Source organism: Nostoc sp. (genome assembly GCF_036917935.1).
Lineage (GTDB): Bacteria > Cyanobacteriota > Cyanobacteriia > Cyanobacteriales > Nostocaceae > Nostoc.
The window spans coordinates 76,564-100,829 of the sequence record NZ_JBALEL010000026.1; the positions used below are offsets into that span (position 1 = coordinate 76,564).

Genomic DNA, 24,266 nt, shown 5'->3' on the forward strand with positions numbered 1-24,266 from the left:
TCTACGTCGTCGTTTTCATAATTTACCGGATGATGCCCAGTCTTTTCGGGAACCTTTTCACTGGGCAGGGTTTTGCGCTATAGGTCAGTAATGGATGAAGAACGCCAAAAAAAAAGCCTATTTAACTTTAATTAACTCCTTGCTCAACTCTTCCAGCAACCAAGTAAATTCGATTTTGAATGCTAACCAGCTATTAGTTGATGCTGGTCTGGTGCAAACAATGGAACATGTGGCATCTGTAATGGCAGAGCAAGGCTATCAGAATGCTGCTGATTTTTTAATCGATGTTGCTTGCCAACTGTCTGAAATAATTACTTCGTCCAGAAATGTTACTGATCGGGCAGTGACTCAGGGCGAGTCGTTAGCAAAAACCAAACATGAAGAATACCTGATTTTTCTAGATCGGTTATATCAGGCAACTGCACAAAGCAATAGTAACCCGCAAGTGGTGTACCCGTTACTTACAGAGAATCTGGAGAAGCTGAACGATGATTTTGCTGTTCTGTTACGTCAAGTTATAATTGACACCCTAGCCCAAGTGGAACCAGAACAAGCCCAAAGCATTGCAGCAGTAATTGGAAATTTCAGCGACCTGATGCGTGAGTTTCCCCAAGGTGACAGAGCTAGTAATTTGGAGATTGCTATTGCTGGTGCTGAAGTTTCCGCCACAGTTTTTACTCGTGATGTTTACCCAAAGGATTGGGCAACGAACCGCAATAATCTGGCAGCCGCATATACTAAAAGGGTGCGGGGTGATCGCGAAGAAAATTTAGAACGGGCAATTGCAGCTCACGAAGAAGCTTTGCAAGTCTATACTCAAAGCCAGTTTCCTAGTGAATGGGCTAGAACCCAAAGCAACTTGGGTAATGCTTACAGCGATCGCATACGCAGCGATCGCACTCAGAATTTAGAGCAAGCGATTCGCTGCTACCTAGCAGCCTTGCAAGTCCGCACTCAAGAAGCATTTCCCTACGAATGGGCTACCACCCAAAATAATTTAGCTGCTGCCTATTGGAATAGAATTGAGGGCGAACGGGCACAAAACTTAGAGTTAGCGATTGCAGCTTTTCAAGCGGCGCTACAGGTTTACACCCAACAAGACTTTCCTGAAGATTGGGCTAGAACCCAAAACAACCTGGGCGTGGCTTATCGGGATAGAATTCAGGGTGAGCAACGGGTAAATTTAGAAGCAGCGATCGCGCATTTTCAGGCAGCTTTACAAGTTTATACCCAAACAGCTTTTCCCCAATACTGGGCAACGATTCAAAATAATCTGGGCGCAGTTTACTTGGAACTAGAACAAATTCCGGCAGCAATTAGCTCTTTCCGGTCAGCCCTAGAAATTTACACACCTAGTGCTTTTCCCTTAGAGTGCTTTGGCACTGGACAAAACTTTGGTAATACTGCTAGAGCATCTCAGCAGTGGGCAGATGCTATTGAAGGCTATCACGTTGCTATTGAAGCTGTCGAACAAAGTCGCACTTGGGCTATCACTGATACTAGGCGTCAAGAGATTCTGTCAGGAGCAATTGATGTTTACGCCAACATAGTAAAAGCTTACATCAAAACCAATCACCCAGATCAAGCACTTGAATACGTTGAACGCAGCAAAGCCCGAAATTTGGTTGACACGCTCTCCACACGTGACATATACCCTAAAGGCAATATTTCAGAAACTATTATCAATGAACTGAAGCGATCGCGGCAAGAAATTGTGGCAGAACAGCGTCGCTTAGATATTATTGAGCAAAATCGCTCAAGCAGCATGGGTCAATTAATAGGAAATTCAGATAGTTGGCTAAAAGACCGCACCCGCCTGAATGAATTATTTCAACAACTGGATCATCTAATTAAAAACGAAATCGACCCCATAGACCCCAGCTTCAGGGCAACTCAGCAAGTTAAACCTATTCCCTACAGCGAAATTAAAACTCTTATAGATGACCGCACTGCTATAGTTGAGTGGTATATCTGCAATGATAACTTCCACACTTTCATTATCACCCACTCATCAGAACTTCCTCTAGTTTGGTCATCCTCTGCTGAAGAAATGCAAGCTTTGATGGATTGGCAAAATGAGTATTTGCAAGACTACCAACAAAACCGCAAACAGTGGATTGAAAAACTTACAGATAACCTGCAAAACCTCACAAGCATTCTGCATATTCATGAGATTATTAATTACCTACCAAACAACTGTGACCAGCTAATTTTAATTCCTCATCGTTTCTTACACTTAATTCCCCTTCATGCTTTACCTCTATCCCCAAATACTCATCTTCTAGACCACTTCAGCCGAGGTATGCGTTATGCTCCTTCATGCCAGTTACTACAACTCACTGGAAAACAGTTATGTTCAGATTTTAATCGCCTCTTAGCAATTCAAAACCCTACAAAAAATTTGGGTCACTCTACTGTTGAGGTGAAAAGCATTCAAAATTGCTTTGCACAGGCTGACACTTTGATTGAAGATGCTGCCACAAAAGCAGCACTTATAGAAGTCAAAAATCAAGATGATGGCACGAGAGAAGTTATACAAAATTCGCAACTTAGCTTGACAAACTGCGTTCACTTTTCTTGTCATGCAGAATTTAATTTTGAATCTCCTTTAGAATCAGCATTATTATTAGCAAATAAAGAACGTATCACGCTTGGCGAAATTTTTGACCTTGACCTCTCCCAATGTTGTCTTGTCACCCTTTCTGCTTGCGAAACTGGTTTAACGAACTATAAAATCCTAAGTGATGAATACATAGGTATTCCGAGTAGCTTTATCTACGCAGGTAGTCCTAGTGTTGTCAGCAGTTTATGGACAGTCCAGGATGTATCAACAGCTTTCTTGATGATTAAGTTTTATCAAAACTTGCGTACTGTTTTATCAGTAGCAGTCGCATTAAATCAAGCTCAAATCTGGCTGCGGAATATTAGCAAAAAAGAACTGCAAATATGGATAGCAGAAAACCAAATTCAACTGGATGCCACACTGAGTATGAGTTTACGTAGGAGATTACACAATTTATTAGATGATGATAAACCTTTTCAATCACCTTTTCACTGGGCAGGTTTCTCTGCCGTAGGTCAGTAATGAACTTCCAACTCCCCTATAATTCCAAAGCCTACCTCGACTTACTCCATTTGATTCTTAAAACTGTTGCCCAGAGCAAGGACAACCTCCAAATTGTCTACTCCGTTTTGCAGGCTAACCTGGATAAGTTGGATGAGTTTTTAGCCCACATTATGCAAGCTTGGGCACTGTCAACTTTGCCTCAAGCAGAGCCAGAAGTTGCTAGGGGCATTGCTGAAATAATCGTCAGCTTTTGTATTTTGCTCAGGCAGTTTCCGCTAGGTGACAAAGCCAGCCACCTAGAGATTATCATTACTGGACACGAAATTGCGAGTAATGTCTTTACCCGCAGGGAATTTCCCCACGATTGGGGAATTGCTCAAAACAATCTCGGTAACGCCTACCTCTACCGTATCCACGGCGATCACGCTGAGAACTTAGAGATGGCGATCGCTTATTTTCGCAGGGCGCTGCAAGTCCGCACTCGAGAGGCATTCCCCAAAGAGTGGGCAATCACTCAAAACAATTTAGGCGAAGCTTACCGCAATCGTATTCTAGGCGATCCTGCAGAAAACTTGGAAGTGGCGATCGCGGCTTTTCAATCTGCCTTGCAAGTCATTACTTTAGAGGAATTTCCCCTGGACTGGGCAACCGCTCAAAATAATTTGGGAAATGCCTATCGCAACCGCATCTTAGGCAACCTGGAAGAAAACCTCGCTCAAGCAATACAATGCTTCCAGCACGCCTTACAGGTGTTTACCCGAGAAACCGCGCCTCAAGATTGGGCGATGGTTCAAAATAATCTGGGAAATGCTTACCTCTACAGCGTTCGCGAACACTACACGCAAGATTTGCCAAAAGCGATTCGGTGCTACGAGCAAGCTTTAACTGTTTACACGGAAGAGGATTTTCCTTTGGGTTGGGCACTTGCCTATAACAATCTAGGCATCGCTTATCTCTGTAACTCCGAGGGGAATTTAACCGAAAACCTAGAGCGAGCCATCCATTGCTTTCAACAAGCTCTCCGAATTCGCACTCCAGAAGCATCTCTCAAAGACTGGGCAATGACTCAAAATAATCTGGGGGCTGCTTATCGAGATTTGGGTAAGGTTGACGAGGCGATTCACTGCTTTGGGCAAGTTCTGGAAGTTTATCAACCTGGTGATTTTCCTGTTGAGTGTTTGACAGCGGGGCGTAATTTGGGCAATTTGGCGTTTAGGGCGAACCGATGGCAGGAAGCGATCGCAGGTTATAGTCCTGCTATTGAGGCTGTAGAACAAAGTCGCAGTTGGGCGAATACCGACAAACGCAGGCAGGAAATTCTGTCGGCGGCGATCGATGTTTATGCCAAGATGGTGCAAGCGTGCATCAATACCGACCAGACCGATCGGGCTTTGGAATATGTCGAGCGCAGCAAAGCCCGCAATTTAGTTGAACTTCTAGCTGCACGCGACCTTTACCCTAGAGGTAACGTTCCGCAAACAGTCATCGAGGAATTGGATCGGCTGCGGCGAGAAATTGTTACGGAACAACGCCGGATTGAAATGCGATCGGGAGTCGGTGAGATAGCCAATCTGGAGACGTTACCCGCTCTAGCTGCGTTTCAGGAGTCTCGCACCTACCTGAACCAACTCCAACAAGAACTGGACGAATTGATTCGGCAGGACATCCAACCCTACGACTCCACCTTCAGCCTGACTCAAAGAGTTGAACTTGTCACCTTTGAGCAGATGCGAGATTTGCTCCCCAATTCCAAAACTGCACTGATTGAGTGGTATATCGCTGAGGAGACATTTCTTGCTTTCATTGTCGCGCCGCACAGTCAAACACCCTTCGTCTGGCAGTCATCCACCCAAGACTACCAAGCACTGATGGCGTGGATTAGCACCTATCTTACGACATACTACGATAACAAGCAGCAGTGGCAAAGCACTCTAAATGAGCAACTTCAGCAACTTGCTACCATCCTGCACTTGGATTATCTCCTCTCTGTTATCCCCTCGGACTGTTCTCAACTCATTCTCATCCCCCACCGATTTTTGCACCTGTTTCCGCTTCATGTCTTGCCTGTGGGCGAGGGGCGATCGCGACTGCCAAGTGAGACGCAACCTTCTGATGCTCTCTGCTTGCTGGATAAATTTTCCGGCGGCGTGCGCTATGCTCCTAGTTGTCAGCTATTGCAGTTAACTCAAAGCTGGAACCGAACCAACTTTAGCCATCTGTTTGGGGTGCAAAACCCCACCCTGGATTTGACATACAGCGATATCGAGATGGCAATTATCCGACAGGCTTTTCATCCCCACGCGGAGATTTTGGTAAAAGCAGAGGCACGCAAAGAGGCGATCGGCAACCAGCGTTTGCAAGCTGCTCATTGCGTCCACTTTGCCTGTCATGGCATTTTCGATCTAGAATCTCCTCTACGCTCTGCCCTGGTGCTGGCAGGTGTCGATCTAAAGGCTCTTGAGTTGGAACGTTGTCTGACGCTGGGGGAAATTTTTGGATTAAATCTGAGTCAGTGCCGTTTGGTGGCGCTTTCGGCTTGCGAGACAGGTTTGACCGATCCAACTTCCCTCAGCGATGAGTACATCGGTTTGCCCAGCAGTTTTCTATATGCAGGAAGCCCCAGCGTCGTCAGTTCGCTCTGGACGATTAGCGATATATCTACGGCATTCTTGGTAGCCAAGTTTTACCAGAATTTGCAACAGGGGTCATCTGTCGCGGTAGCACTCAATCAGGCTCAACGTTGGTTGCGAGATGCGACTGGGGATGAGTTACAACAGTGGATGGAGGAACAACAGTTGCCGTTGAACTCAACGCTGAAGATGTCGCTGCAACGGCGGTTCAGGCAGAATCGACAGCCGTTTCAAGAGCCTTTTTATTGGGCAGCATTTTGTGCGATAGGGCAGTGATTATGGATGAACAACGCAAAGAAGCTTATCTTAATTTAATAAATGAACTGCTGAGTTGTGCCAGCGGCGAGGAAATAGAGATTTTACAAGCTAACCCAGAGTTGATTGATGAAAACTTGGTGGAGATAATAAAACAGGTGGTAAAGGTTTTATCTCACAGAGGTGACAACAATAATGCTGATTTCCTAGATCGCATGGCTCATGAACTCTCTCAAGCATTGTTAATGTCCGAAAATCCTGTAGAGGGGTCAAGTAACCAACTTGATTTACTGCTGACAACTAACCTTGGAGAGTATTCTAGCTTTTTAGAAGAAATATTAAATTTAACAGCAGATAGTAAGGACAACCCAGAAATTGTCTACTCGCTTTTGAATGCGAATTTAAACTTGCTGAATGATAATTTAGTTGAGTTATTGCATAACTGGGGAATGGGTTTGCCGGAAATAGAGATAGAGCAAGCCCAGCTCATCGCCGCAGATCTTGTGAACTTCAGTATCCTGGTTTCTGATTTCTCTCTGGGGAACTCAGCTATTAATGTGGAAATTGCTATTACAGGCTATAACGTTGCTGCTACTGTTTTTACACGCAATGCTTTTCCTCAACAATGGGCAACAATCCAAGATAATCTAGGCATTGCCTATGACAAACGCATCAGAGGACAACGTGCAGAGAATATAGAAATAGCAATTAGGTACTACTTATCAGCTCTAGAAATACGCACTCGCGAAGTATTTCCTGAAAAATGGGCAGAAACAAAGTCTAATCTAGGCATTGCTTACTTTAACCGCCTTTGTGAAGATAGGGTTGAGAATTTAGAACTAGCAATTCGTCATTTACTAGCTTCACAGGAGATACTTAACTGCGAAACTGCCTCCGAAACTTGGTCAGCAATTCAGCATAATCTAGGTACTGCTTTCCTTTACCGCCTTCGCGGAGAGAGATCTGAAAATTTGGAAGACGCAATTAAATATTATGAAGCCGCTTTGAAGGTACGTACCCGTGAAACTGTACCCGATCAATGGGCAGAAACAAAAAATAATTTAGGTGTCACCTACCTTCAACGCATTCGGGGAAAAAGAGAAGAAAATCTAGAAGCTGCAATTTATTACTATGATTGTGCCTTGGCAGTATATACTCGTGAAACTCGCCCTCTGGATTGGTCTATGACTAAACATAACTTGGGAGAAGTGTATCTTTACCGAGTGCGAGGGAACAGGGCAGAAAATGTGGAAATATCGATCAAGCATCACTTAGATGCTTTGAAGGTACGTACTCGCGAAGCTCTCCCCGAAGAGTGGGCAGAAACCCAAAACAATCTTGGTACCGCTTATGACGCTCGTATTAGGGGAAAAAGAGCAGACAATTTGGAATTAGCAATTAGTTGTTATGAAGCAGCCTTAGAAGTACGCACCCGTGAAGCTTTCTCTGAAAGATGGGCAGGAACGCAAAATAATCTTGGTAACACCTACCGCAACCGAATTGTTGGCAAAAAAACTGAAAATTTACAAAAAGCGATCGCTTGTCTATCAGCAGCCTTAGAGGTACGCACCCGTGAAGCTTTTTCCCAGTACCATGTTGAAACCCAATGGAACTTGGGTCTTTCCTACAAAGATTATCAGCAGTTCCACAATGCCTACACTGCTTTTGCTGCGGCTATTGATACCCTAGAAAATTATCTGCGTGCAGAGATAGTTTCTGGTTCTGGAATAGAAGCAGATAAACAAAAACTAGCTGAAGAATGGAATAAACTTTATCAAGGTGCAGTTGAAGTTTGCTTATATCTGGACTATTGCAACCAAGCTATAGAATATGTCGAGCGCAGCAAAACCCGTAACTTAGTTGAGCTTATTCTCACCCGCGATCGCCACACTATTTTCCCAGCAGAAGTAGTCGCTCAACTAGATCGACTCCGAGATGAAATCGCCAGTGGTCAATACGAACTCCAAAATGCTACGGCAGAAGACCCTACAGCTTTAGCTCAACATCTCCAACAACTTCGACAAGAGCGTAACAAATTACAAGACCAGCACCTCGCTATCGGTTCGAGTTTTCAGTTTGAGCCATTCCGTTCAAAAGTGGGCGATCGCAGGGCAATTATTGAGTTTTATGTTATAACGGATAAGCTACTGGTTTTCATTATTACCCAGCAATCTCCACAACCGATTGTTTTATCCCCCGATTTGGTAGACCTGAAAAAATTAGAGACTTGGACCAATAGCTATCTGAAGGCTTATAGCAGTAAAAAAGACCACTGGCAGCGCCGCCTCACTACCCGTTTAAATCTGCTGGCGAAACTTCTGCACTTTGATGAAATTATTGAGCAAATTCCCTCAGAATGCGACCAGTTAACCCTAATTCCCCATCGCTTTCTACATTTACTGCCACTTCATGCCTTACCGCTGGCGGAGAACTCCAGTCTTTTTGAGAGATTTCCTGGAGGAGTAAGCTATGCCCCTAGCTGTCAACTTCTCCAGCTGGCTCAAACTCGAAAACGCCCCGAATTTACTCGTCTATTTGCCGTTCAGAATCCCACAGGCGACCTCTCTTATACCGATATTGAAGTGGAAACTATCAAAAGCTATTTCAACACCAATAATCTGCTCAAACAACAACTAGCAACTAAAGAAGCGATTGATGAGACTTCCCTCAATACCGTCCACTGCGCCCACTTTAGCTGTCACGGCTACTTTAACGCCAGCCAACCTCGCCAATCTGCCCTCATCTTAGCCAATGCCCGGTTAAGTGCTGCACCTACAGAACCAGATACGGAAAACTATCTCAGTTTGGCCAATGGTGGCGTACTTGACCTCAATCAGTGTCTTACCTTAGATAAGATTTTCACTCTGAGTTTAGATAAATGTCGCCTCGTTACCTTATCTGCTTGTGAAACGGGATTGATTGATTTTCGGAATACCAGTGACGAATATATTGGTTTACCTAGTGGTTTCCTGTATGCAGGTGCTGCGATTGTGGTTAGTTCTCTGTGGACGGTGAATGACTTATCCACGGCATTTTTGATGATTCGGTTCTATCAAAATCTCAAAGAAGGTTTAGCTGGGGCATTGGCGCTCAATCAAGCTCAACTGTGGTTAAGGGATTTGACGAAGGGGGACTTGGAAACATGGATTAAGGAAAATTCGTTACCATTGAAACCAGCAGTTAGGATGAATCTGCGTCGTCGTCTTCATAAATTGGAGGATGGTGCTAAACCTTTTGCATCGCCTTTTTACTGGGCGGCGTTTTGTGGGATTGGTCAGTGATGGATGAAAAACAAAGACTTCAAGAATACATCAAACTAATTGAGGAACTGTTAAACTGCTCAGATGGGGAGGAAACCGAAATCCTGAGTGCCAATAGCGAGTTAGTAGATGCAGGGTTATTGCAGGTAATGGCACAAGTGGCAGAAGAACTTGAAGCCGATGGAGAACAAGATGCCGCTAGCTTTTTACGCCACCTCAGCAGTCAGCTTACAGAAGCTCTGGGCAGAGACGAAATCCCTAATTCAGTTAATCCCTCATGCCAAGATTATGTGCAATTCTTAGAGAAAGTATTGCAGGCAACTGCCGACAGTAATAGCGATTCCAAAGTACTGTATCCATTACTGCAAAAAAATCTAGACAAACTCGATAATAACTTTATCCATATCTTGGAAAGATGGGTAAGTATTCAATTCTCAGAAGCGGAAGCAGAAATAGCAGAAAAAATCGCTACAGTTATTGGCAACTTCAGTAATCTTATTGCACAGTTTACCCTGGGCAATCAAGCAAGTAACATAGAAATTGCCATTATTGGTTACGAAGCGATGCTAAAAGTCTTTAACCGTGAGAGTAATGGGGAAAGTTGGGCAGCTATTCAAAATAACTTGGGCAATACTTATCTTTACAGAATACTAGGAAAGAGGGTCAATAATTTAGAGCAAGCGCTTGTTGCCTATCAGCAGGCATTATCCATTTACACAAAAGAAGCATTCCCCATCGACTGGGCCGAGGCTCAGAATAACTTGGGTACTGTTTACAGAGACAGAATACTAGGGGATAAAGTAGAAAATCTGGAATTGGCGCTCGTTGCCTATCAGCAGGCATTATCCATTTACACAAAAGAAGCATTCCCCATCGACTGGGCCGAGGCTCAGAATAACTTGGGTACTGTTTACCTTTACAGAGTTCAAGGAAACACTTTAGAAAATCTGGAAATGTCGCTCGCTGCCTATCAGCATGCATTATCCATTTACACAAAAGAAGCATTCCCCACTGACTGGGCCATGACTCAGAATGGGTTGGGTGGTGTCTACTGGAGCAGAATACTAGGAGACAAGGCAGAAAATATGGAATTAGCCATCGCTGCCTTTCAACAAGCATTATCCGTTCGCACAAAAGAAACATTTCCTACCGACTGGGCAATGACTCAGAATAACTTGGGCGCTGCTTATAGAGACAAAATACTAGGAGATAAAGCAGAAAACATGGAATTGGCTATCGCTGCTTTTGAACAGGCATTATCCATTTACACAAAAGAAGCATTTCCCACTAACTGGGCGATGACTCAGAATAATTTGGGCGCTGCTTATAGAGACAGAATACTAGGGGATAAAGTAGAAAATCTGGAATTAGCTATCGCTGCCTTTCAACAAGCATTATCCGTTCGCACAAAAGAAACATTTCCTACCGACTGGGCAATGATTCAGAATAACTTGGGTGTTGTCTACAGAAATGCTGCCGACAGAAACAGAGTCAAGGAAAAAAACGCCACAGAGAATCTGGAATTAGCTATCGCTGCCTACGAACAGGCGTTGCAAGTTTACACAAAAGAAGCATTTCCCACTGACTGGGCAATGACTCAGAATAACTTAGGTAATGCTTATAGCAACAGAATACTAGGAAATAGGGCAAAAAACACGGATACAGCGATCGCTGCATTACAGGAGGTCTTGCAAGTTTACACTCCGGAAGCCGATCCGATTAACTCTCTCAACACTTCCCGCAACCTCGGCAACCTCCACTTTACTCAAAGCAACTGGCAACCAGCTATCAATGCCTACGAAAAATCCATAACCGCAGTTGAACTCAGTCGCAGTTGGGCAATCACCGATGATCGCCGCCAAAAAGTCTTAGCAGAGGCAATTGAAGTTTATCAAAAACTGGTGCAATCTTATATCAATACAGAACAATGGGATAAAGCAATCGAAACAGTCGAACGCAGCAAAACTCGCAACCTAGTCGAACTGCTCGCCAACCGCGACCTCTATCCCAAAGGTGATGTTCCCCAAGAAATAATCTCCCAATTAGATCAATTGCGACGCAGCATTCCCTCATTGGAAAGACAGTTACAAGTATTAATAGAACAACTATCTAAAACTACGAGCGAACAAGAACAAGCACAGCGATACTCCCTAGAAGAGTCAAAGAAACGATTACAGCAAGAATTACAAACCTCGCGGCAGCAATTAGATGAGGTACTCGATCGCATCAAACCCATAGACTCCAGTTTCAGCCTGACTCAGAGAGTGGAACAGATTGCCTTTAGCGAGATCCAAAGTCTTCTTGACGATCGCACTGCCGCCATTGAGTGGTATGTTACGGAAGATAAAATTCTTACCTTTATTCTGACTGCCAATAGCCTACATCCTCTTGTCGAAGAAGCTTCCTTTGAAACACTAGAGGCTTTCGGAAATTGGAGTAATGATTATTTTCAGGCATACTTGCAAAAGGAAAAGAAGCAATGGAAAGCAAATTTAGATTCTAACCTTGAAAAGTTAGCTGAGATACTCAATATCGATCGCGTCCTCACCAAGATTAACGAGATTTTTAACCAGCAAGGAGAGAAATGCGATCGCCTCATCCTCATTCCCCATCGTTTCCTACACCTTTTTCCCCTCCATGCTATGCCTTTAGCAAATGGAGATTTATTGATGGAGCGCTTTCCCCAAGGTCTCAGCTATGCTCCCAGTATCCAACTGCTACAACTAAGTAAAACCTGGAGCCGTCCCTCACTCAAACATTTTTTCAGTGTCAAGAACCCCACCGAAGACCTCAGTTTTGCCGATATAGAGGTTAACGCTATCCGTCGTTATTTTCATCCTCACGATGACGTATTGGAAAAACAATTTGCAAGCATTACAGCTCTAACCCAGGAACGTCTGGCTCAAACCAATGTGGCTCATTTCTCTTGTCACGGTTACTTCAACTTTGAAACCCCTAGCCAATCTGCCCTACTATTAGCAGGAAGCAAAAATGCAACGACAATCACACCTGCTGAACAAACACGCTTTTGGGAGAGTCGGGATGGAGGGGTGATTAACTTAGAAAAATGCCTGACTCTGGGTGATATCTTTGCCTTAGACCTGCGCCAATGCCGTCTCACCACCCTCTCTGCCTGTGAAACGGGTCTGACGGATTTTAATTCCCTTGGTGATGAATATATCGGTCTGCCCAGTGGCTTTCTCTATGCAGGCAGCCCCAGCGTGGTTAGCAGTCTTTGGACAGTGGACGACCTATCTACAGCTTTTTTAACCATTCAGTTCTATAAGAATTTGCAGGATTCCCAGCAGTATCCCAGTGTAGCGATCGCCCTCAATCAAGCTCAACTCTGGCTCAGAAATCTTACCAAGAAGGAATTGAAAACATGGATGGCTCAAAGCCAGTTAAATTTACCTCCAGCAGTTAAAATGAGCTTAAATCGTCGATTCAAGAAAATGTCTGATGATGCTCAACTCTTTAAATCGCCTTTTTACTGGGCAGCATTTTGTGCGATCGGTCAATAATGAACGAACAAAATCAAGAAATTTATAGGAAATTAATTGAGGCACTGCTCCAATGTGGTAGTAGCCAGGAAATCAATGAGATTTTGAATAGCAGTCAGCATTTGCTCAATGCTGAGTTATTGCAGATTATGCAACAGGTAAGCGAGGAATTAGCAGAAAAAGGTAACGAAAATGCTGCTAATTTTTTAAAAGATGTTGTCTGTCAACTATCTGAAGTATTGGGATTATCATCAACCACCACTGTTTCTCAACTCCAAAACCCTAACTCTCAACTTGACTTACTCTTACAGTCATTGCAAGCAATCCACTACAGCAACAACAACTTGAAAGTTTTGTACTCGCTGTTACAAGATAACTTAGACCTACTTAATGATAACTTTGCCAGTGTTTTGCACAATTGGGCAACTACTAGCTTGCCAAGTATAGTACCAGAACAAGCCCAGAAGTTGACCGCAGATATAGTCAATTTCAGTATTCTCATACGTAAGTTTCCCCTAGGGAATCAAGCCAGTAACATAGAAATTGCCATAGCAGGGTATCAAGTTGCTGCTACGGTATTTACCAGGGAAGCTTTTCCTCAAGAATGGGCTTCAATACAAAACAATCTGGGGATTGCCTATCGTAACCGTATCAGAGGAGAAAAAGCAGAGAATTTAGAACAAGCGATTGGCTATTATTTGGCTGCCTTGAGGGTATGTACTTGTGAACTGTGTCCCTATGACTGGAGTATGACCCAACAAAATTTAGGTATTGTCTATCAAAATCGCATTCGGGGAGAACAAGCAGAAAACATAGAAGCAGCAATTCACTGCTTTGAAGCGGCATTAAAAGTACGTACTCGCCAAGCCTTTCCTCAAGACTGGGCGATGACCCAACAAAATCTGGGAATTGCCTACAGTAGACGCATTCGGGGGGAGAAATCGGAAAATTTAGAAGCAGCCATTCGTTGTTTTCAGACTGCCTTGGAAGAAAGTACCCGCGAAATCAATTCCCAAGAGTGGGCAATGACTCAGAACAATTTGGGAATTGCTTACTACGAACGTATCGAGGGAGAAAAGGCAGAGAATTTGGAAGCAGCTATTCGCTGTTTTCAGGCTGCCTTGGAAGTATACACTTGTGAAGCATCAGCCCAGAAATGGGCTATGCTGTACAACAATTTGGGCAATGCCTATAGTAATCGTATTTGTGGGGAAAAGGCAGAGAACCTAGAAACAGCTATTCGTTGTTTCACAGATGCCTTGGAAATACGCACCCGTAGACTTTTTTCACAGGAATGGGCTACAACCCAGAACAATCTGGGCGATACCTACCGCAAACGCATTAATGGGGAAAAGCTAGAGAACTTAGAAATCGCAATTCGACATTTAAAGGCAGCCTTAGAGGTACGGACTCGCGAAGCTTTTCCTATATTATATGTAGAAACTCAATTCAATCTAGGTCTTGCCTATCAAGATGCTGAACAGTTTAGTGATGCTGACCATGCTTTTACGGGTGCTATTGATACCTTAGAGTCTTTGCGAGGGGAGATAGTCTTTGGTTCTGCAAAAGAAGAAGATAAACAAAAACTAGCTGAAAAATGGAACAAGGTCTATGAATTTGCGGTAGAAGTTTGCCTGGAGTTGGATAACCCTACCAAAGCAATAGAATATGTCGAGCGCAGCAAAACTCGTAACTTGGTAGAACTTATCCTCAATCGCAACCTCCAGGCGATTTTCCCCAGAGAAATCGTTAGACAATTAGAAGAACTCCAAGACGAAATCTCTACCAGTCAGTACCAACTGCAAAATGCTATAGCTCAAGCAAGCACTGCTCTGACACAACATCTTTCACAGTTAAGGCTGCAACGCAATAAACTGCAAAACCAATACCTCCCCGTTGGTTCAGGGTTTAAATTTGACCAATTTAGGGTAAGTTTGGATCGGCGTACTGCTATTGTCCAGTTGTATGTTGCCAGAAACAAGTTTCTTGTTTTTATTTTCACCTGTCAAACCCAACAGCCTATTGTTTGGCAATCCGAGCCAAAAGACCTAAAAAAATTGATGTATTGGGTAGCTGCATATATGGGAGCTTATTATGAGAAAAAATCCCATTGGCAGCGCCGCTTAAGTACCCGTCTCCATTTACTAGGTAAGATTCTGCACCTTGAGGAAATTATTAAGCTGATTCCCGATAGTTGTGAGAGGCTAATTTTAATTCCCCATCAGTATTTACATTTATTTCCCCTTCATGCGTTGCCAGTTACAGAGAAATCTAGTCTCCTTGATTTATTTCCTCAAGGGGTGAATTATGCTCCTAGCTGCCAAATGCTCCAACTTGCTCAGATGAGAAAACTTCCTGACTTCACAAGCTTCTTTGCTGTTCAAAACCCTACAAAAGACCTCGGCTATACCAATCTTGAAGTAGAAACAATTCAACGTTATTTTAGTACAACCAATGTTCTCAAAGAAGGGATGGCAACCAGAGAAGCGATTGATGATATTTCCTTTACTACTGCCCACTGCACCCACTTTAGCTGTCATGGCTATTTTCATCCAAACCAGCCTCGCCAATCTAGCCTTATCCTCACAGATGCATATCTTGACACGGCATCCACTGAAACTAACTCAGAACAGTACCTCACTTTGCCAGATGGAAAACTGCTGGATTTGGATAAATGCCTAACTTTGGAGAAAATATTCACTCTCAACTTAAACCAATCTCCCCTAGTCACTCTATCTGCTTGCGAAACGGGATTGATTGATTTCCGCAATATCAGCGATGAATACATTGGTTTACCCAGTGGTTTTCTTTATGCAGGTGCTTCTAGTGTCGTTAGTTCTCTTTGGACAGTTAATGACTTATCTACAGCTTTTTTAATGATTCAGTTTTATCAAAATCTGCAAACCACGCAGTCAGTTGCAGTTGCTCTCAACCAAGCTCAACTTTGGTTGCGGGATATCACAAAAGCTGAATTAAAAGCTTGGATAACAGCTAATTCACTGCCACTTGATCCCACAATGCGGCAGAATCTTAATAAAAGGCTATACAAGTTGCAAGATGACCAAAAGCCATTTCAACAACCGTTTCACTGGGCGGCATTTTGTGCGATTGGTCAGTAATGACGAAATACCGATAATATACACCTAAGATTATTGATAGAATTTGCCCAAATTATGAATGAAATTACCCAAAGTTTGGGACTGTGTAGTCCTAGTATTACTCTTTATGCTTACCATCTGCGAAACAGTATCAACCAGGGGGAAGAACCGACTGTAGTAGAAGCACCACAGTTGTGGGAACAGTTAATTGATTTGGGTAATAAGCTCCACATACCAGAACTACAAACTCTAAAACAAAAACTTATTTGTTACCAAGATAATCAATATTTTCCCCAAGCAGAAGATAGTCTGGGGCTTGAATATAGCAATCTACTGCGTAATCAAGAACAAAGTTTAAATTTTCGGTTAATTCCGCGAACTGGTGGGTTAGAGCTTCAAGGTTTACTTTGCCCTTTTCGATTACATGATTCTTATGCAATTGATTTAACTCTGTATTCTCAAGAGACTTTCAGTATACCACAATTAAGTAATCTTAATTCCGAAAATCTGCTGCTAGCTCCACAAATTCAAGCTTCTCTAGGACAAACATTATTGCTTTTTGGTCAACCAATAGCACCACAAGAAAATTATCAAAATTTAGCTGATGCTTGTGTTAAAAAAATACTTTTAGAAAGAAACTCAACCGAGTTAATTGGTACAGGTTATCTGCTAGGAAATCCCATTTTTGAATATGAAAGCGCCCATACAGATCCTGCTCAAAAACTGCATATTTTAGTTTGGTTTAAATGCCAAGATATGAACCAAAACCACATGGATAAAGTAGCTGAAATTCTACTATATCTGCTGTGGTGTCGTCATAAAATTCAGTATGTTTATTATCAATCGCGGTGGTGCGATCGCCAAACCAAAAAACTTTACGGCAAATTGCCAGAGTACGAACGACGCTTTCATCAAATTACTCAAGTTGCAAATCCGCAATGGCAGTTAAGGCAGTTGCAGGTAGACTTATCGAACATAGGCTTGGAGTATGCTCGCTACTTGGGGGAACTGGCAGATCACGAAAATACTATAGCTATAAATGAAAAAAATTACAGGAATAAGCTAGAAAAATTGGAGTCTTTACCGGAGACTAACTTAGCTTTATGGCATCAGTTTTTACGCTACAGCCAGAACAAATTGGAACAACAAATTCAAACAGACTTGAGATTTTTAGAACGAGGACGCGATCGCTTGCAACTTCTCAAAGTTACTGTCCAAGAGAGTATTGCTACTGCACCAGTTGAGAGTCAATCCAGGTTTAACGGTAACTCATGGGAGCAACCTGGTGTTACTAGTTTCTCCCAAAACTCACATTATCATGAATATGTAGCTATAACAAATGATATGCCTGGGATACCGCGTGAAATCTATCCCCGACTCAAGGAAGCGCTGTCGGATTGCCCTCAGTTTAGGGATTATGACCGACTCCTTGATTTCTTTGATGGTAACTATGAACTCAAACCTTGGTCTGATGAGCTGAAAAGGGCTAGTAGCCGAGGTGAACAAGCGGAGAAAGTAATTGGTTATCTAGTGGGTGAATATCACAGAGATACCGGAGAGAACGTGTTATTGATACTGCTACGTTTATTAAATGATCAGATAAAAACAGTAAATTATTTGTACCAAGATTTGTCTAAACTAATACAAGAACTTGAGCCTATACTTGCACCTAAGTCTAATAATAAGCCTACTCTCGTAGTTTTACACAATAATCATAGTATAAATGATTCACGTAAAGCAGAAGCCAACCCCAAAGGCGAGCCGATGCCTTACATTGCAGCAGATGAGAAACTGCTGAATTGCGCTCGTGCAGTTGCTCGTGTGAGTGTCCCCAAAATTGTCAATGGGAACATGAAGAAAATACCTACAGGTACGGGGTGGCTGGTGACTTCTGAACTGGCATTAACTTGTTGGCATGTTATGGAAGCTAGAGATCCCAAAAGGGAGCCACGAATTAGTGCATCTGATTTGCAAAAGCAAATAGCCAATAGCCTATTCACTTTTGACTTTACCCAAGCAGGCGTTGGCATTGAATATGGCTTGGTGCAGATGGAACACGACAATCTGGAATTAGATTATGCTGTTGTACGGTTGCACGATCGCCAGGATTCTCCCCTACAACACCGAAGATTTCTGAGATTGGATGCAGATATACCTTTCACACTAGGGACGCAGCTTTATGTAATTCAGCATCCCAAAGGACAACCGCAGCAGCGTTCTGGTGGATTTTACAACTCTGATTTGGATAGCAACCGTATTCTCCATAGTGCCCCTACCGAAGAGGGAACATCAGGCGCACCTGTGTTGAATGTAACTAACTTTCAGGTAGTGGCACTGCACAACGGCGAAAATGAAGCTCAAAAATTGCGGGAAGCCACCAAAATTAAAGCTATCTTGAGTGATTTGCAGCACAATCGTCCTAAACTGTACGATGAAATCATAGCCGCACAAAGCTAAAATCAGGAGTAAATCATGCCAACGGGTGCTAGTCAACCTTTTTACCTACAAGACCAACCTTCCCCTCGATTCGACCTGAAATTAGACGACAGTTACTTCCTGGTGAAGCTGCACGATGCTCAGGCATTTTTTCAAGCGAATTTCTTAGGTAAGGCTGATTTAGTGACATTTAGTTCTTCTGTGACAAGTTCTTTTCAACCCAATTCTTCTACCCAAAGCCTGCATCAAATATCTACGATTCAAAGAAACACTCCTTGTCGTTTGGGTCTTAGCACTAATTTAACTGAATGGCTGCCTGCTGGCTCTAGTGATTCATTGCGAATTAACATCAAATACACAGTGTTGCAGGGAAAACCTATACAAAAATTCGTAGATCATATCAAACAAGCCGATTTGGTAGCGAAGTTGTCATTACGACCAGATTGGGCTGTAGCTGTCAAGGTTACTGATATTGTTGGCAGATTATTGAGTTATCTAGCGCAGGAAGGGAGCCAACAAAACCTATTTACCTTAGTCATGGATTTCAACGTAGCGGATTTAAAAACTGGCTACTATCTTGTCTACGGTTCCCATAGTGATGAAGATTGGCCTTCACCTCAATTTCTGCAAATTGATGCAGATAAACGTTTAAGAGATAAAAGTAGCGGAAGTTTGCTTTCTCGTCTTTCTTATGCCGTCATTCAAGTATTAGGAATTAAGAGATTACGTCAAGAAGAGTTCCGTGATGAACCTTGGTGGCTACTATTGCAAACAGTCAAAGAACATATACTTGACTCTGTTCTTACTACTGAACTAGAACGCCGACAAAAAATAGGTGAATGGCTTTTCGTTCTCAAACGTGTAAAAGAATTAGCTCTCAAGCGGCACGAGTTTTTATTATCAGAAATACAAGAAATTATTGCTGCTGCTCAAATAGAGGTAGAAACAAAATTACAACCAGGTAGCACAGCAGAAGCGGCTGGTCTTGGTGATGAATTACCTGATGATTTGCAGGATATATTGGGTGTGGAGACTGAAGGAGAACTGCAAGAGTTAGTGAGAGATTATCAGGATGCCTTGGAGATATCCCAGCAATTGCTGGAGCAGTATAAACTGTTGGGAGATTGATTGGTGAAACTACCATCTGATCTGTATTCGCAATGCCAAACAGTTTTTAAGAACTGTCCGCAATTTAAAAGTTATGAAAGTCTTTGTGCATTTTGCGAAGCACAGCAGGAATTCTGTTTTTTAGTAGACGAGCTAGTAGAAGAAAAAAGTCGATTATATCTAGTGATGAATAATCTATCTATACTTCTCAAAAGTAAACATGCACTGTATGGTTGGATATTTCCCAGGTTTGTGCAATCCTTACGAGATAATTGTCATCCAGATAATGCCAGATGGGGCGACATTAATGATTTATGTGTCAAAATTGAAAAAATCATAGTTCAAGCTCAAGCATTAGATACACAATTTTTTCTAGATAAGCAAAAACTTTTTCACTCGATTCTCGATATTGACTTTGACGAGCAGGAAGATAAAGTAATAACAGCTCTAGACTGGCAAAATTTTCCTCACAAAACAGCAGCTTTTTTAGTTCATGGTAATCATCAATTTGGGCAATTCCCTTTGGTTACTCGACTGTTGCAATTACAAGAACTAAAAAATGGTGAACGCAGAGAAATTCTTGTTAAACTTAGCAATCAGAAGAACATTTATGATGTCTGGGAGGAAGTTGCACGAAGGTTTGTTCATGGCAACCAGCCTACTGGGTTATCGCCAGAACAAATAAAGGAGAAAATTTTTCAAGCGTTGCAATCTCAAAATTTAATTTTTATATTTTATGAAGTCTATCAAAGTGATAGATTGAGTTTTTTGGATGAATTAATTCAAGATTTTTGGCAACCTATTGTAGAAAAAGCTAATCACAAAGAAACATATTTGGTAATGTTTTTAATTGATAATAAAGGAGGAGTCTGTAAATCAGGGGTTTCTTTGGCTGAGGAAGTTAATCACCCACAATACCCCAAAATTCCCTTAAGCTTACCCCCCAGCACACAATTTCCCCGTACAAAGATAGCTAGTTGGCTGCGAGTAGCAGTTAGAGACAAGGTAGTACCTGAAAGTTTATGTGTTGATATATTACTGACAGATTCTCAAGAAGGTGTTCCTGAGCTTGTTTACGAAAGAATTTGTCAGTACTGTAATACCAGTTGGGAAAGAGAATTAGCACATAAGTTGATTCAGGTGTTCTAGTTGAAAAGGAAAATTAACACAATGGTTGATTCAGTAATACCCTGCATTTATACAGGTAAATCCGAATTTGATGGGCGTGAGCCTTATATACCCGCGCCTGAGTTGATTGAAGCAGTAAATCTGACAATTTTTTTACAAAAACGTCCTTTGTTGCTCAAAGGAGAACCAGGTTGTGGTAAAACTCGCTTGGCTCGTGCTGTGGCTGATGAACTAAAATTACCTTATGAGTCTTGGTATATCCAATCTACAACTAGGGCAAAAGATGGTTTTTACACTTACGATGCGATCGCTCGTCTTCAGGATGCCCAATTAGCACAGCATGATGAGCAGAAACGCTCAAAAGTGAATGACCCTAAAAATTATATCAAGCTTGGCCCTTTAGGTCGTGCGTTTGAAAACTCCCTGGAAAAATCGCAACGTAAATTTGAAAATTCGCTCTTAAAATCGCAACGGACTGTAGTTCTTATCGATGAAATTGATAAAGCCGATATTGATTTTCCCAATGATTTACTTCAAGCATTAGATGAGGCGTGTTTTCCTATTCAGGAAACAGGAGAGGAAATCAAAGCAAACCCAAAGCAGCCTCCAATTATATTTATTACTAGCAATGATGAAAAAGATTTACCTGATGCTTTCTTACGTCGTTGCTTATTCCACTATATTAAATTTCCTAAAGAATCTGAACTAATCAACATTATTAACGCCCACTTCCCGAACTCACAACCAGCAGTTATAGGAGCAGCTGTTAGACGCTTTCAACTACTGCGAAACAAGATGGAAGAAAATATTGGTAAAACTGGTAAAAAAGTCAGTACCAGTGAGTTAATTGACTGGTTTACAATCTTGCGAGAATATCCCGAAGATGAGGCTTTGAGTAAACTCCAAGGAGAACTTCCATTTGCTGGAGTTTTATTAAAGTATTGGAAGGATTATCGGGACTACTTGCTTCCGTCACGGGAGGAGAAAAATGAATCCCGTTGAAATTCCTTTACTCAATGCTTTGTTAATTTTATTTAATAAATTGCGGTCATACGGTTTTCCCTTGGGTGTTGAAGATTATATGTTGGCACTACAGGCGTTGCAAGCAGGATTTGGTATGGGCGATCGCCAAAAATTAGAGCGATTGTGCTGTACACTATGGACAAAATCTGAGCAAGAAGCCCGTTTACTCAATCGGCTTTTTGATGAAGTGCTAGCTCAACCCCAAACTCATATAAATCAATCTTCCACTACCGAACCAGTAAAACCTGCGGTCGAAACGGATCAAAAAACCGAAACGCCTCAACCTGTAAATTCATTCACAAAGCCAGAAGAAACTGTTGGTTCTTCTAGATCAACACCTATTTCCGAAGAACCTAATCAGCCACCACTTGAAAATCAACTAACTCAACCTCAAAAACCCGTTACTGAAGCAAGTTCAACTGCTGATATAGTGCAAGAAATTGAACCAGAACAGGTAATTCAAGCACTTCGCAGCAATCAGCCTAGTAGCTTTGAAACAAGTTACTACCCCACAGATTTATCAGCACAATACCTACCAGTAACTAGCAGAGAGATGAAGCAAGGTTGGCGTTTTTTACGTCGCCGCGTGCGTGAAGGTACATTGAAAGATTTAGATGTAGCGGGTACGGTAGAAAAAAATTGTAGCTACGGGATTTTACCTGAACCAGTGATGATGCCACGCTATACCAATCAAGTTAAACTGGTATTACTGGTTGATCAAGGTGGCTCAATGGTGCCTTTTCATCATCTCTCCCGTCAATTAATAGACAAAGCTAAACGGGGTGGAAACATTAAGCAAACCAGTGTTTATTACTTCCAGAACTATCCTGAAAAATATCTTTATAGTGACCCAACTAGACTGGAAGCTCAACGAATTACAAATTTTCTGGAATCTATTGATAAAAAAACATCCGTACTAATTGTTAGCGATGCTGGTGCTGCGCGAGGTAACTATAATCCAGAACGAGTTGAGTATACGCAAAAGTTTGTTGAGCAACTTCACCAATCAGTAAATTATTATGCTTGGCTCAATCCCATGCCCAACCATACTTGGCAGTATACCACTGCTGATAAAATTGCTCGTTTTGTGCCAATGTTTGAAATGAGTCGTGAGGGACTTAGTGCAGCTATTAATACTTTACGCGGTCGCTACGTTTACTGGGAGCATCCCTACGAGTGGATGTAATGATAGTTACTATGAGTGAAGCTAGAGCAACAAATTTGGACATAGCTATGGAGCGAATCTTAGGATTTGCCCAAAAATTTGATCAAGCGCACTTTGATTTAGCTTGTCATGCAGCATTTCCACAGACACTCACACCAGACTTAGTTTACCAAATTTGGCTGCGCTTTGTACCCCAAGCTCCCTGGACAGCAGTTGCTCACATACTTCTGTCTCGTTTGTGTCGTGAGGTGGGTTATGAGCTTTACGAAATGGATGTTGCTGTACGAAATTTGTTGCTAACAGAACTTAAAGAAGATGAACGTTTTGGCAAGCAGCAAATAGATAAATTAGCTGCATTTTATACCCATTATTTAAACCAGCAGTTTGGCAGGGAAGAAGGACAGGTAGAAGATTTAACCCAGCCTCAATATTGGATAGCACTTGCTTCTACTAAGTCAAAACATCTGAGTCGTGAATTAGCAAAAGCTATTGAGTCAAGGTTGAAACAGAAAAATTGGAAAGAACTGTTTCGTTTAGCGTCATTTATAGAAGCTGTTCCAGAAGCCTTGGTGGAATTTGAAGCACCATTGATTACTTATGCTCGTGGAATGTTGAATTACACTACTGGGGATTTAGAAGGTGCGGCAGAAGAATTTAGTAAACTGCAAAGGCGAGAACGTCAAGTTGATATTGTTGGAGTCAATTTGTCGATTCCTGATGAAGTTCCTCTATTTGAAGTAGAATTAGCTTTCTTGCAAAGATTGTTGCAAATTATTTCGGAAAGTAACGCTGATGAACAAGTAGTTTACCCATTTTTAGCAGAAAATGTAGGAAAACTGAATGAACATTTAGCAGAAGTATTGCGGCTTTGGGCAACAAATAAATTGACAGAATTGCAGCCAGGTGAAGCGCAATTACTAGCTACAGATATCAGTAATTTTAGTAGATTACTGACTCGGTTTCCTTTAGGTTCTAGAGCCAGAAATATAGAAATTGCTATTACGGGTTATAAAATAGTGCTGACTGTCTTTACCCGCGAGGTGTTTTCTAAAAATTGGGCAGGCATACAGGCACTCTTAGGGAATGCTTTTAGAGACAGAATTCTGGGAAATAAAGCGGAGAATTTAGAACAGGCAATTGCATCTTTCTTAGCTGCACTTCAAATCTTCACCCGCACTGATTATCCGCAAGATTGGGCTTTGGCACAGATTTGTTTGGGGGAAGCTTACATTAGCAGAATTCTAGGAAATAAAGCGGAGAATTTAGAACAGGCAATTGCATCTTGTTTGGCTGCGCTCCAAATCCTTACCCGCGCTGATTTTCCCCTAGATTGGGCAGGCACACAAATTAATCTAGGAATTGCGTACATTAACAGGATTAGGGGAGATAAAGCTGACAATTTAGAAAATGCGATCGCTGCTTTTACTGCTGCTTTAACTGTCAGAACCCGCGACGCTTTTCCCATTGAATGGGCAGCTACACAAAATGCTTTGGGAACTGCTTACATTAACAGGATTAGGGGAGATAAAGCTGACAATTTAGAAAATGCGATCGCTGCTTTTACTGCTGCTTTAACTGTCAGAACCCGCGACGCTTT

At 42.2% G+C, this 24,266-nt stretch carries 10 protein-coding genes and 1 pseudogene; all 11 read left to right on the top strand.

What is annotated here, in order from left to right; genetic code table 11:
• The first annotated feature begins 94 nt into the window (after positions 1-94).
• A complete protein-coding gene (locus tag V7K62_RS11185) occupies positions 95-3,085 on the top strand; it encodes a CHAT domain-containing protein (protein ID WP_334863987.1) in 2,991 nt (996 codons plus the stop codon).
• Complete coding sequence (locus V7K62_RS11190) at positions 3,085-5,973, top strand: CHAT domain-containing protein (protein ID WP_334863988.1); 2,889 nt, start codon at positions 3,085-3,087, stop codon at positions 5,971-5,973. The genes V7K62_RS11185 and V7K62_RS11190 overlap by 1 nt, the downstream gene beginning before the upstream one ends.
• 1,163 nt (positions 5,974-7,136) lie before the next feature.
• Positions 7,137-9,233 (top strand): CHAT domain-containing protein, encoded by a 2,097-nt coding sequence (locus V7K62_RS31515; RefSeq protein ID WP_442937256.1) that lies wholly within the window; start codon positions 7,137-7,139, stop codon positions 9,231-9,233.
• On the top strand, positions 9,233-12,733 hold the full coding sequence (locus tag V7K62_RS11200) for a CHAT domain-containing protein (RefSeq protein WP_334863989.1): 3,501 nt from the start codon (positions 9,233-9,235) through the stop codon (positions 12,731-12,733). Before V7K62_RS31515 ends, V7K62_RS11200 begins: the two co-directional genes overlap by 1 nt.
• Positions 12,733-15,831, top strand: a complete 3,099-nt coding sequence (locus V7K62_RS11205) for a CHAT domain-containing protein (RefSeq protein ID WP_334863990.1) — start codon at positions 12,733-12,735, stop codon at positions 15,829-15,831. The genes V7K62_RS11200 and V7K62_RS11205 overlap by 1 nt, the downstream gene beginning before the upstream one ends.
• 54 nt (positions 15,832-15,885) lie before the next feature.
• Positions 15,886-18,267: a trypsin-like serine peptidase gene (locus tag V7K62_RS11210; RefSeq protein ID WP_334863991.1), complete on the top strand. Its 2,382-nt coding sequence runs from the start codon at positions 15,886-15,888 to the stop codon at positions 18,265-18,267.
• A gap of 15 nt (positions 18,268-18,282) precedes the next feature.
• Positions 18,283-19,374, top strand: coding sequence for a hypothetical protein (locus V7K62_RS11215; RefSeq protein ID WP_334863992.1), 1,092 nt, complete (start codon positions 18,283-18,285; stop codon positions 19,372-19,374).
• 3 nt (positions 19,375-19,377) lie between these two features.
• Complete coding sequence (locus V7K62_RS11220) at positions 19,378-20,502, top strand: hypothetical protein (protein WP_334863993.1); 1,125 nt, start codon at positions 19,378-19,380, stop codon at positions 20,500-20,502.
• A gap of 21 nt (positions 20,503-20,523) precedes the next feature.
• Positions 20,524-21,483: an AAA family ATPase gene (locus tag V7K62_RS11225; RefSeq protein WP_334863994.1), complete on the top strand. Its 960-nt coding sequence runs from the start codon at positions 20,524-20,526 to the stop codon at positions 21,481-21,483.
• Positions 21,470-22,690, top strand: coding sequence for a hypothetical protein (locus tag V7K62_RS11230; RefSeq protein WP_334863995.1), 1,221 nt, complete (start codon positions 21,470-21,472; stop codon positions 22,688-22,690). Before V7K62_RS11225 ends, V7K62_RS11230 begins: the two co-directional genes overlap by 14 nt.
• 11 nt (positions 22,691-22,701) lie before the next feature.
• Positions 22,702-24,266: pseudogene (locus tag V7K62_RS11235) on the top strand (hypothetical protein); the annotation flags it as partial.

What these genes read in the sequence shown, in the direction of transcription:
- V7K62_RS11185 (WP_334863987.1), top strand. Translation starts at nt 95, where the DNA reads ATGAAGAACGCCAAAAAAAAAGCCTATTTAACTTTAATTAACTCCTTG.
- V7K62_RS11190 (WP_334863988.1), top strand. Translation starts at nt 3,085, where the DNA reads ATGAACTTCCAACTCCCCTATAATTCCAAAGCCTACCTCGACTTACTC.
- V7K62_RS31515 (WP_442937256.1), top strand. Translation starts at nt 7,137, where the DNA reads ATGACTAAACATAACTTGGGAGAAGTGTATCTTTACCGAGTGCGAGGG.
- V7K62_RS11200 (WP_334863989.1), top strand. Translation starts at nt 9,233, where the DNA reads ATGGATGAAAAACAAAGACTTCAAGAATACATCAAACTAATTGAGGAA.
- V7K62_RS11205 (WP_334863990.1), top strand. Translation starts at nt 12,733, where the DNA reads ATGAACGAACAAAATCAAGAAATTTATAGGAAATTAATTGAGGCACTG.
- V7K62_RS11210 (WP_334863991.1), top strand. Translation starts at nt 15,886, where the DNA reads ATGAATGAAATTACCCAAAGTTTGGGACTGTGTAGTCCTAGTATTACT.
- V7K62_RS11215 (WP_334863992.1), top strand. Translation starts at nt 18,283, where the DNA reads ATGCCAACGGGTGCTAGTCAACCTTTTTACCTACAAGACCAACCTTCC.
- V7K62_RS11225 (WP_334863994.1), top strand. Translation starts at nt 20,524, where the DNA reads ATGGTTGATTCAGTAATACCCTGCATTTATACAGGTAAATCCGAATTT.
- V7K62_RS11230 (WP_334863995.1), top strand. Translation starts at nt 21,470, where the DNA reads ATGAATCCCGTTGAAATTCCTTTACTCAATGCTTTGTTAATTTTATTT.